This is a genomic window from Pseudomonas sp. AC247 (genome assembly GCF_979258015.1).
Genome location: NZ_OZ409829.1, coordinates 6163715 through 6175515 on the forward strand (window position 1 = coordinate 6163715; position 11801 = coordinate 6175515).

9 protein-coding genes are annotated in these 11801 nt (G+C 60.5%); 4 read left to right on the top strand and 5 right to left on the bottom strand.

All coding sequences use genetic code 11. The features are described from left to right. The first annotated feature begins 80 nt into the window (after positions 1–80). The gene (gene gcvP, locus ACZZ0B_RS27940; RefSeq protein ID WP_463546735.1) at positions 81–2954 is read left to right on the top strand and encodes an aminomethyl-transferring glycine dehydrogenase; all 2874 of its coding nucleotides are present in this window, start codon (positions 81–83) and stop codon (positions 2952–2954) included. 90 nt (positions 2955–3044) lie between these two features. Here the strand turns inward: gcvP and ACZZ0B_RS27945 are convergent, their stop codons facing one another. The 3 genes from ACZZ0B_RS27945 to ACZZ0B_RS27955 form a co-directional block, all read right to left on the bottom strand. Then, positions 3045–3365 (bottom strand): DUF2388 domain-containing protein, encoded by a 321-nt coding sequence (locus tag ACZZ0B_RS27945; protein WP_171057234.1) that lies wholly within the window; start codon positions 3363–3365, stop codon positions 3045–3047. 66 nt (positions 3366–3431) lie between these two features. Continuing rightward, complete coding sequence (gene tfpB, locus ACZZ0B_RS27950; protein ID WP_440096689.1) at positions 3432–5216, bottom strand: type IV pilus assembly ATPase TfpB; 1785 nt, start codon at positions 5214–5216, stop codon at positions 3432–3434. A 92-nt stretch (positions 5217–5308) separates the two neighbouring features. After that, the gene (locus ACZZ0B_RS27955) at positions 5309–5647 is read right to left on the bottom strand and encodes a hypothetical protein (RefSeq protein ID WP_463546736.1); all 339 of its coding nucleotides are present in this window, start codon (positions 5645–5647) and stop codon (positions 5309–5311) included. Positions 5648–5773: 126 nt separating this feature from the next. Here ACZZ0B_RS27955 and ACZZ0B_RS27960 point away from each other — a divergent pair, with 126 nt between their 5' ends. Then, positions 5774–6244: an Lrp/AsnC family transcriptional regulator gene (locus ACZZ0B_RS27960; protein WP_463546737.1), complete on the top strand. Its 471-nt coding sequence runs from the start codon at positions 5774–5776 to the stop codon at positions 6242–6244. An 88-nt stretch (positions 6245–6332) separates the two neighbouring features. Here ACZZ0B_RS27960 and ACZZ0B_RS27965 read toward each other — a convergent pair whose 3' ends face one another. Beyond that, the gene (locus ACZZ0B_RS27965) at positions 6333–7703 is read right to left on the bottom strand and encodes a CYTH domain-containing protein (protein WP_463546738.1); all 1371 of its coding nucleotides are present in this window, start codon (positions 7701–7703) and stop codon (positions 6333–6335) included. A gap of 155 nt (positions 7704–7858) precedes the next feature. Between ACZZ0B_RS27965 and argE the strand changes: the two genes are divergently transcribed. Further along, positions 7859–9004, top strand: a complete 1146-nt coding sequence (argE, locus tag ACZZ0B_RS27970) for an acetylornithine deacetylase (protein WP_463546739.1) — start codon at positions 7859–7861, stop codon at positions 9002–9004. Positions 9005–9244: 240 nt separating this feature from the next. Next, positions 9245–10546, top strand: a complete 1302-nt coding sequence (argA, locus tag ACZZ0B_RS27975) for an amino-acid N-acetyltransferase (RefSeq protein WP_008085349.1) — start codon at positions 9245–9247, stop codon at positions 10544–10546. A 130-nt stretch (positions 10547–10676) separates the two neighbouring features. Here argA and tauA read toward each other — a convergent pair whose 3' ends face one another. Further along, positions 10677–11666 (bottom strand): taurine ABC transporter substrate-binding protein, encoded by a 990-nt coding sequence (gene tauA / locus ACZZ0B_RS27980; RefSeq protein ID WP_463546740.1) that lies wholly within the window; start codon positions 11664–11666, stop codon positions 10677–10679. Positions 11667–11801: the final 135 nt, after the last annotated feature.

Here is an 11801-nt window from a genome sequence, read left to right on the forward strand (position 1 = left end):
AAATGGGTTGCCACATCGGCTGCTATGCTGGTTTGACCGTGTTGCATTGACGCCGAGCGCCAGCCAAGAGAGAGCCCGTCATGTCCCAGTTGCCGTCCCTGAGCCAGTTACGCGATCCCGATGCCTTCCTGCGCCGCCACCTCGGCCCGGATGCCGCCGAGCAACAAGCGATGCTCGACAGCCTCGGCCTCGGCAGTCGCGCCGAACTGATCGAACAGACCGTGCCGCCGGGCATTCGCTTCAATCGCGCACTGGATCTGCCGCCCGCCCTCGATGAACAAGCGGCGCTGGCCAGACTGCGCGGTTATGCCGAGCAGAACCAGGTCTGGACCAGCCTGATCGGCATGGGCTACCACGGCACCCTGACGCCGACGGTTATCCTGCGCAATGTGCTGGAAAATCCCGGTTGGTACACCGCCTATACGCCGTATCAACCGGAGATCGCCCAGGGCCGGCTCGAAGCGCTGCTGAATTTCCAGCAACTGACCATCGACCTCACCGGTCTGGAATTGGCCAACGCCTCGCTGCTCGATGAAGCCACGGCGGGGGCCGAAGCCATGGCGCTGGCCAAGCGCGTGGCGAAGTCGAAGAGCAATGTGTTTTTCGTCGATGAGAACTGTCATCCGCAGACCATTTCCGTGGTGCAGACGCGCGCCGAAGGGTTTGGCTTCGAGGTGATCGTCGACGCTGTGGATAACTTGAAGCAGCACCAGGTGTTCGGCGCGCTGCTGCAGTATCCCGACACCCATGGCGAGATCCGCGATCTGCGGCCATTGATCGATCATCTGCATGCGCAACAGGCGCTGGCCTGCGTCGCGACGGATTTGTTGAGCCTGTTGTTGCTGACGCCACCGGGCGAACTGGGCGCTGATGTGGTGTTCGGCTCGTCTCAGCGATTTGGTGTGCCGATGGGTTACGGCGGCCCGCATGCAGCATTTTTTGCCAGTCGCGAGGAATACAAACGGGCGATCCCCGGGCGGATCATCGGTGTGTCGAAGGACGCTCGCGGCAACGTGGCGCTGCGCATGGCGTTGCAAACCCGCGAGCAACATATTCGCCGCGAGAAGGCCAATTCGAACATTTGCACCGCGCAGGTATTGTTGGCCAATATCGCCAGTTTCTATGCGGTCTATCACGGCCCGGAAGGCTTGAAGCGCATCGCTCAGCGTACGCATCGGTTGACCTGCATTCTGGCGGCAGGGCTTGAGCGGCATGGGCTGAAACGCCTCAACGCGCAATTTTTCGACACGTTGACGCTGGACGTCGGCGGCGCACAAACCGCGATTATCGAGAGTGCCCAGGCTGTGCAGATCAACCTGAGGATTCTCGGCCGTGGCCGGGTAGGGCTGAGCCTTGATGAAACGTGCGATGAAAATACCGTCGCCAAACTGTTCGATGTATTGCTCGGAGCTGATCACGGGTTGACCGTCGACGATCTTGACGCCGAGGCACTGACCTCAGGCATCCCCGACAACCTTCAGCGCACAACGCCGTACCTGCGCCATCCGGTGTTCAACGCGCATCAGAGCGAAACCGAGATGCTGCGCTATCTCAAGCAACTGGAGAACAAGGATCTGGCGCTCAATCAGTCGATGATCCCGCTGGGCTCCTGCACCATGAAACTCAATGCCACCAGCGAGATGATCCCGATTACCTGGCCGCAGTTCGCCAACCTGCATCCGTTCGTGCCGCGCGAGCAGGCCGTCGGTTACACGCTGATGATCGAAGAGCTGGAACGCTGGTTATGTGCGATCACCGGCTTCGATGCGATCTGCATGCAGCCCAATTCCGGTGCGCAGGGTGAATACGCGGGGTTGCTGGCGATTCGTAAATATCATGAGAGCCGGCAGCAGGGTGCGCGGGATATTTGCCTGATTCCATCCTCAGCTCACGGTACCAACCCGGCATCGGCGCAGATGGCCGGGATGCGTGTGGTCATCGTCGAATGCGACGAAGCGGGTAACGTTGATCTGGAGGATCTGAAGTCGAAAGCGGCGGAGGCTGGGGATAAGTTGTCCTGTCTGATGGCGACCTATCCGTCGACCCATGGCGTGTACGAGGAGGGCATCAGCGAGATCTGCGAAGTGATCCACCGGCACGGCGGTCAGGTGTACATGGACGGCGCCAACCTCAATGCGCAGGTCGGGCTGGCGCGGCCGGCGGACATTGGCGCCGACGTGTCGCACATGAATTTGCACAAAACCTTCTGCATTCCCCATGGTGGCGGCGGGCCTGGCATGGGGCCGATCGGCATTCGTGCGCATCTGGCGCCGTTCGTTGCCAATCACCCGGTGGTGCCGATCGACGGGCCGCTGGCGCAGAACGGCGCGGTCAGTGCGGCGCCGTGGGGCAGCGCGAGTATTTTGCCGATCAGTTGGATGTACATCGCCATGATGGGCCCGCAACTGGCGGACGCCAGTGAAGTGGCGATTCTTGCGGCAAATTATCTGGCACAGCATTTATCCGGCGCGTTTCCCGTGCTGTACACCGGGCGCAACGGGCGGGTGGCGCACGAATGCATTCTCGATTTGCGGCCGTTGAAGGCGCAGACCGGGATCAGTGAAGAGGATGTTGCCAAACGTTTGATGGATTACGGTTTCCATGCGCCAACCATGTCATTCCCGGTGCCGGGGACCTTGATGGTCGAGCCGACCGAGAGTGAATCCAAGGCTGAGCTGGATCGGTTTATCGGCGCAATGTTGAGCATTCGTGCGGAAATCACCGAGGTGCAGAACGGCAATTGGCCGGCCGAGGACAACCCGCTGAAACGGGCGCCGCATACTTTGGCTGATGTCACCGGCGTGTGGGAACGGCCATACAGTATCGAACAAGGCATCACCCCGGATGCACACACCAAGGCGCATAAATATTGGCCGGCGGTGAATCGGGTCGATAACGTTTACGGTGACCGCAACCTGTTTTGCGCCTGCGTCCCGGTGGACGATTACCGCTGAAGATCAAAAGATCGCAGCCTGCGGCAGCTCCTACATGGGAACGCATTCACATGTAGGAGCTGCCGCAGGCTGCGATCTTTTGCTTTTGAGTTACTCGGAAGCTACAGCGTTCTTCGCCAGAATCGCGTTGGCCAATTCCATATCAGTCGCCTGCAGGCCCGGATTGTCGGCGCGGACTTTCTGCATCGCCGCTTCCAGGTACGGCCCGCGAATCCCGCCGTCACTGGCAACGAAGCTGCCGGCATCGTCCTGCGCGGCGATGATCAGCTTGTGATCCTTGAAGGTCAGGTAGGTCGAACCGGTGGTCGCTCCGGACGAAATGACGTTACGCCAAAAGCTGTCCGCCATGGCCGAACCAACGGGAAGGGACAGCAAGGCCAAGGTGGCGACAGCAAGTTTGAGACGCATGATGAGGTGACTCCTGGGGGTTAACTACGGCGTTGGATTGCCAATCCCCTGATCCAGTTCCGTGAGGGGCTATTTCAGCTCACTCTGCGGCGTCACCCGCAGCACCTCTTCAACCGTGGTCAGCCCTGCCGCAACCTTCTGCGCGCCGGACAGACGCAAGCTGCGCATACCTTCCTTGAAGGCCTGGCGGCGGATCGCCGCGAGATCGGTGTCCGGGGTGATGAACGCCTTGAGGCTGTCGCTCAGTTGCATGATTTCGTAAACCCCAGCGCGGCCGTGATAACCGGTGTCGCGACATTCGACGCAGCCGATCGCGCGCTGCGCATTGCCCGGCAGCGGCGCTTGCCACGGGCGGGTCAGGGTTTGCCAGTCTTCTTCCTCCAGCGTCAGCGGCGCCTTGCAGTGCGGGCACAGAGTGCGCACCAGACGCTGGGCCATGACCCCGAGCACGGTGGCTTTGATCAAGTAATGCGGCACGCCGAGTTCGAGCAGACGACTGATCGCGCTGGGCGCGTCGTTGGTGTGCAGGGTCGACAGCACCAAGTGCCCGGTCAGCGCTGCCTGAATCGCCATTTCGGCGGTTTCCAGATCGCGGATCTCGCCGATCATGATGATGTCCGGGTCTTGCCGCATCAGCGCACGCACCCCGGCGGCGAAGCTCAGGTCGATGTTGTGCTGCACCTGCATCTGGTTGAACGCCGGCTCGACCATTTCGATCGGGTCTTCGATTGTGCAGAGGTTCACTTCCGGCGTCGCCAGTTTCTTCAGCGTGGTGTACAGCGTGGTGGTCTTGCCCGAACCAGTCGGCCCGGTGACCAGAATGATGCCGTTGGGCTGGCGGGTCATGTCTTGCCAGCGCCGCAGGTCGTCGGCGCTGAAGCCCAGTTGATCGAAATCCTTGAGCAACACTTCCGGGTCAAAAATCCGCATGACCATTTTTTCGCCGAACGCGGTGGGCAGCGTCGACAGGCGCAACTCGACTTCGCCGCCCTCCGGGGTCTTGGTCTTGACCCGGCCGTCCTGCGGTTTGCGCTTTTCGGCGACGTTCATCCGCCCCAGGCTTTTCAGGCGACTGACGATCGCCATGGTCACCTGCGGCGGGAATTGATAGACGTTGTGCAGCACGCCGTCGATGCGAAAACGCACGGTGCCTTGCTCGCGACGCGGTTCGATGTGGATATCGCTGGCGCGCTGCTGGAAGGCGTACTGGAACAGCCAGTCGACGATGTTGACGATGTGCGCGTCGTTGGCGTCCGGCTCCTGATCGCTGGCACCGAGATTGAGCAGTTGTTCGAAATTGCCGAGGTTGCCGCCCTGGGCGTCAGCATTGCTGGCGCCGCTGACCGATTTGGCCAGTCGAAAGAACTCGACGCTGAAGCGCTGGATGTCCGCCGGGTTGGCCATTACCCGTTTGATCGGCAACTTCAGCACGTGAGTCAGGTCAGCCTCCCAACCGGTGACGTAAGGCTGAGCGCTGGCCACGGTTACCGCATCACGGTCGACGGCCACAGCGAGAATTTTGTGCCGTTGCGCAAAAGCGTAAGACATCAGCGGCGTGATCGCGGCGACGTTGATCTTCAACGGGTCGATGCGCAAATACGGCTGGCCGGCCTGTTGCGCCAGCCACAGGGTCAGGCTCTCCAGGTCGAGGTGTTTGCCCGGGCGACTGAGGTCGTCGAGTTGCTGGCTGGCGATGAATTCCAGCGGATGCATCTGGCCATTCGCGGCGTGGCGACGGCGCGCATTCAGCGCCTGCTCCGCCGCGTCCTGGCCGATAAAGCCCTGGGCGACCAGTTCACGCAATACATCATTGAGTTCCAGCCAGCGGTCCTGAGTGGCGAGTTGAACGGACATGCGGGCTTCCTTTTAAGCGACAGTGCGCCAAAGGATAGTCGCGGCCCGGCAGACTGTTGGGCCACTACCCGACGAAGCCGTTGCCGGATTTGTCAGCCGGCCGCTTGCGCAGGTGCATCCCAAGCGCTGTTGGCGTTTTGCAGATCCACCGAGCAGACGCTGATCAGGTTACGAAGTTTTTCCGCGATCACTTGCGCGCGATGCCAGCTGAGGCCGCCCATGACGAGTTCGATCGACAGCAGATCGTCCATGCGCTGCACGTTGACTTGCTCAGGCGTGAGAAATTGCAGGGCAAACAAATTCAGCACCCGCACCAGCAAATCCGGCTCGGCCTCGGCGAGGATTTGATATTGCGCCAGGCAATGGGCGTTGCTGACGTTCCAGACGTCGGCGCGGGTCGGTGTGGTGGTGACGGCTTCGAGGTGGGGCATGACGAGTCTCCAAAATCTCTGGAGGAATTTTTACATTCGGTGCGGGGTATTTCTTGGCTATGATCGGCGTTATTGGCGAATGATCGAAAGGATCAATTCGTAGAAGAGTCAATTAGAGGTTTATCTATGCACAGTGAGCTGGACGGCTACGACCGCAAGATTCTCGCCCTCCTGCAAGAGGACGCTTCACTGTCGAGCGCGCAGATCGCCGAGCAGGTCGGCCTGTCGCAATCGCCGTGCTGGCGGCGGATTCAGCGGATGAAAGAGGAGGGGATCATTCGTGGCCAGGTGACCTTGCTTGATCGCAAGAAGATTGGCCTCAACACGCAAATCTTTGCCGAGATCAAACTCAACGCGCACGGGCGTTCGAACTTCACTGAATTCACCGAGGCGATTCGGGAGTTTCCGGAGGTGCTGGAATGTTATGTGCTGATGGGCGCGGTGGATTTTCTGTTGCGCATTGTCGCGGCGGACATCGAGGCGTATGAGCGTTTTTTCTTCGAAAAGCTGTCGCTGGTGCCGGGGATACAGGAAGTGAATTCGATTGTGGCGTTGTCGGAGATCAAATCCACCACGAGTTTGCCTGTATTGCCGTAAAGCAAAAGATCGCAGCCTGCGGCAGCTCCTACATGGGGCGGGTGTACACCCTGTAGGAGCTGCCGAAGGCTGCGATCTTTTAGCGGTGTTACATGCGCAGCAGCATTTTCCATGCACGATTCTGGTAAACCGCAATCGCCTGCTGCTTGCGTGCATCGAGCAGTTCGTCAGTGATCGTCGGTTCGTTGGCCAGTTGCGCCAATTTGTTCAACTCGCCGTACAGGCGATCCATTTCCGCGATGTCCAGCACGTTGCGGGCGTGGTGCAGCCAGACCTGAATGCGTTCGATGCGCGGCAGTTGCTCAGCCAGATCTTCCGGCTGCTGCTGATAACGCTGCAATTGCAGAGCCGTCGCTTCTTCGCCCAAGGTGCGCGGCAGCCAGCTGTGCAATTGCGCGCCGCCCTGACGGTTACCACGTACGTTGCGCTCGGCGGTCCAGGTGCGGGCCAGCAACCAGCGCGAAGTGTTCAGCGAGAACAGGCCCCAGCGTGGGTCTTCGAGTTCTTCGAGGAACTGCTCCGGTGCGGCTTTGCGCACGTCTTCGTCTTCGATACCGGCTTGCACCAGTGGACGCCAGTCTTCCAGCAACGCATCCAGGGCAACGCGCAAATCGTGGGTCGACTGACGCGGTGCGGCCTGGCCGAGGCTGCTGAGCAGGGCGCGCATTTCCGCGAGGTTCTCGACCCAGTCGAGCAACAGGCGCCAGTGGCCGTTGAAACGGTACTGTTCCGCCAGACGCTGGCTGCTGCCGAGCAAGTGCCAGCTCAGTGCGGCAAACGCGTCGTCGAGTTGGGTTTCCGGGGTCAGCTCCGGCGCCGGCAGGCTCAGCGAGTAGCTGTTGGCGTCGTACAGACGATAGCCGCGCTCAGCCTTGCTGATGTCGCACGGCATCAGTGCGAGGGTTTCGGCCAGTTCGGCAGCCAGTTCCAGCAGCGCGGCAGGCTCGCCTTCGCGCAGTTCCAGTTCCAGCTCGCAGATTTCTTCTTTCTGCTTGCCGACCACTACGTGACCTAGATCCAGCGCAGCTTCGATAACCACTTTGGTCTTGCCACGGCCCCAGGCGATTTCGGCGCGCTCGCGGACGAAATCGGTGGTGAAAATCGGCTTGAGGGTTTTCTTGTCCAGCTCGGCCAGCGACTCGGGCCAGCATTCGCCGTCGAGTTTCTTCACGTCGAGCTTGGCTTTCGGCAACTTCCAGTCGTATTCGTTACGCTCGGACAGACCGGCGACGCTCTGGCCACGGGTCTTGAGGGTCTGAATCACTTCGTCACCGTCCTTGCGCAGGCGCAGGGCGACTTTGGCCTGAGCCAGATCGCGCTCGGGGGTGTCGAAGTACTGGTTCATCAACTCACGGCGTTCCCAGCCACTTTTGTTGCGTTTTTTCAGTAACGGGTGCTCGCGCAGGGCAGCGAGGGTTTCGCGGCTGACGCGGAGTTTGATTTCGGTTTCTTTCTGCATGGCCGGAAAATCCAGGATCGGGAGCGCAGCCGGGGAATACGTGGCTGCCAAGGCCGTGCAGTGTACAGGACTCGAACTTCCTACGCCCTGCGACGGTTTATTCCGAGCGCCAGATGGTTCTATGATGGACTTCAATTCGGGAGTTGGAGTCAGCGATGCCTTTGCCATCCATGCAAGACCAGTTCGCGGCGCTGATCGCCGCGCCATCGGTCAGCTGTACCCAACCGAACCTCGATCAATCCAACCGGGCGGTGATCGATTTGCTTGCTGGCTGGCTGGGCGATCTGGGTTTCAGCTGCGACATCCAGCAGGTCAGCCCCGGCAAGTTCAACCTGCTCGCCAGTTTCGGCAGCGGCCCCGGTGGGCTGGTGCTGGCCGGGCACAGCGACACCGTGCCGTACGACGATGCGTTGTGGCAGACCGATCCGCTGAAGCTCACCGAAGTCGATGGCCGCTGGGTCGGCCTCGGCAGTTGCGACATGAAGGGCTTTTTCGCGTTGATCATCGAAGCGGTGCAGCCGCTGCTCGATCAGCCGTTCAAGCAGCCGTTGTTGATCCTCGCCACCTGCGATGAAGAAAGCTCGATGTCCGGCGCCCGCGCTCTGGCCGAGGCCGGGCGTCCATTGGGCCGCGCAGCGGTGATCGGCGAGCCGACCGGGCTCAAGCCGATCCGCATGCACAAAGGCATCATGATGGAGCGCATCGATATCCTCGGGCAGAGCGGCCATTCGTCGGATCCGCGCCTGGGCCACAGCGCCCTTGAGGCGATGCACGATGCGATCGGCGAACTGCGCGGCCTGCGCCTGTTGTGGCAACGTGAATTCAACAATCCGCAGTTCAGCGTGCCGCAACCGACGATGAACTTCGGTTGCATCCATGGCGGCGACAATCCCAACCGTATCTGCGGGCAGTGTTCGCTGGAATTTGATTTGCGACCGTTGCCGGGCATGGACCCGAAAGTCCTGCGCGCGGAGATTTTGCGCAAGCTCAACCCGGTCGCTGAGCGGCATCAGGTGAAAATCGATTACAAACCGTTGTTCCCGGAAGTGCCGTCGTTCGAGCAGGCTGAAGACGCCGAACTGGTGCGCATCGCCGAAAAGCTTACCGGCCACCGCGCCGAAGCAGTGGCGTTCGGCACCGAAGCGCCTTATCTTCAGCGCCTCGGTTGCGAAACCATCGTCCTCGGCCCTGGCGACATTGCCTGTGCGCATCAGCCCGGCGAGTACCTTGAAATGTCACGTTTGCAGCCTACCGTGCATCTATTACGGCAACTGATTGAACATTACTGCCTGAACAATTGAACGCCTCCCTTGTAGGAGCTGCCGCAGGCTGCGATCTTTTGATCTTGGTTTCAAGAGCAAAAGATCGCAGCCTGCGGCAGCTCCTACAGGGGGGTAGTCGTTAAATTTGTGGGGATTGAACCCGTATTCATGAGGAGAGCGCGCGTGTCGCCAAGCCTGTTCCGACGATAACCATCAGCCCGCTGTGCGTTTTTCGTTTCGCCCCTTTTTTCGGCTGCTATTTATTACAGGCCCAGGTTCATGCCCGAATACGTTAACTGGCTTCGTCACGCGTCCCCCTATATCAATGCCCATCGCGATTGCACCTTCGTCGTCATGCTGCCCGGCGACGGCGTCGAGCATCCGAATTTCGGCAACATTGTCCACGACCTTGTCTTGTTGCACAGCCTTGGCGTGCGCCTGGTGCTGGTACACGGTTCGCGCCCGCAAATTGAAACCCGCCTCGCCGCTCGCGGCCTGACTCCGCATTACCACCACGGCATGCGCATCACTGATGCCGCCACGCTGGAATGTGTAATCGACGCGGTGGGCCAGTTGCGCATCGCGATCGAAGCGCGGCTGTCGATGGACATGGCGTCCTCGCCGATGCAGGGCTCGCGTCTGCGCGTGGCCAGCGGCAATCTGGTGACTGCACGGCCGATCGGCGTGCTCGAAGGTGTCGATTATCACCACACCGGCGAAGTACGCCGGGTCGACCGCAAGGGCATCAATCGTCTGCTCGATGAGCGTTCGATCGTGCTGCTGTCGCCGCTGGGTTACTCGCCGACCGGTGAAATCTTCAACCTCGCCTGCGAAGACGTCGCTACCCGCGCCGCCATCGACCTGGGCGCGGACAAGTTGCTGCTGTTCGGTGCCGACCTCGGTCTGATCGACGAAAACGGCAAACTGGTGCGCGAACTGCGTCCACAGCAAGTGCCGGCGCATTTGCAGCGTCTGGGCAGCAGCAACTATCAAGCAGAACTGCTCGATGCCGCCGCCGAAGCCTGCCGTGGCGGCGTGGCGCGCAGCCATATCGTCAGTTACGCCGAGGATGGCGCGCTGCTGACCGAGCTGTTCACCCGTGACGGTGGCGGTACGCTGGTTGCGCAAGAGCAATTCGAACTGGTGCGCGAGGCGGCGATTGAAGACGTCGGCGGCTTGCTCGACTTGATCAGCCCGCTGGAAGAGCAGGGGATTCTGGTGCGGCGTTCGCGCGAAGTGCTGGAGCGCGAGATCGAGCAGTTCAGCGTGGTTGAGCGCGAAGGCATGATCATCGCCTGTGCGGCGCTGTATCAGATTGCCGATTCGGATGCCGGTGAACTGGCGTGCCTGGCGGTGAACCCGGAGTATCGCCATGGCGGACGTGGGGATGAATTGCTGGAGCGCATCGAAACCCGAGCGCGGGCGCAGGGTTTGAAAACCTTGTTTGTCCTCACCACTCGCACCGCACACTGGTTCCGCGAGCGCGGTTTCGAGCCAAGTAGCGTCGAGCGCATGCCTGCGGCGCGGGCGTCGTTGTACAACTATCAGCGCAACTCAAAGATCTTCGAAAAAACCCTCTGACCCGGTTCATCTGGATTCGATCGTTCCCACGCTCTGCGTGGGAATGCCTCAACGGACGCTCCGCGTTCGCTTTCGATGGGACGCGGAGCGTCCCGAGATGCATTCCCACGCGGAGCGTGGGAACGATCAATTACTCGGTGATGAACTTGGCGCTCACGTACGGTGAGTAGTCCGGCAGCACCGTTTCAACCTTGCCCTGTTCCTTCAAAAACTTCGCCGTCTCACCAATCGCCTTCGCCGTGCCGCCGTCCAGCAGCGCCGTGGTTTGTTGTGCCTTGGCATCCGGGAATGCCGAGCCTGCGAGCAATTCCGGGACATCGGCGGCGTTGGCACCGGTCAGTTTGGCGATTTTCTGCACCGGCACCGAGTCAGCCGTCCAGCTGTCTTTGTGCGCGGCGTAATCGGCGAACGAGTCGAGCGTGACCTTGGCGAATTTGGCGACCACCTCGGGGTGCTTCTCGGCAAAGTCCTTGCGCGCTACCCACACTTCGAACGTCGGCGCGCCCCACTGGCCGACTTGTGCAGCATCGGTCAGCGTCTTGCCGGTCTTGCGGATTTCGCCCAGCGCCGGCGACCAGACAAACGCGCCATCAATATCGCCACGCTTCCACGCCGCCGCGATTTCTGCGGGTTGCAGGTTCACCACTTTGACTTTCGAGGCGTCCAGGCCCCAGTGCTTCAGGGCACCGAGCAGGCTGTAGTGCGAGGTGGATACGAACGGCGTGGCGATGGTCTTGCCGACCAGATCCTGCGGGCTATTGATACCGCTGCCATTGCGCACCACCAGTACTTCGGCGGCATTGATCTGCGCTGAAACGATGAACGCGACGATCGGCAGATTGCGTGAAGCGGCTGCCGCCAGCGGGCTGGAGCCGAGGTTGCCGATCTGCACGTCCCCGGAAGCAATGGCTGTCACAACTTCCGGGCCACTGTTGAAGCGGCGCCAGTCGATTTTCTCACCGATGGTTTTCTCGTAGACGCCGTCGGCCTGCGGGACTTTGCTCGGGTCGATGCCGGTTTGGTAGCCAATGGTGAGGTTGCCAGCGTGAGCGGAGAAAGAAATCAGTGCTGATACACAAACTGTAACAAATTGACTAGATAGTGCGCGTTTGGCCATCATGGCGTCGCCTTTTCGATAGGGTTTGACGATTCGGGGTTACGCCAAAGCTAATCGATATAAAAAAAGGCTAACAAATACCATTTAGGAATGAGCTTAGTCGCCGATACGCTGTATCCCGGCGAAGATGGCAAGATA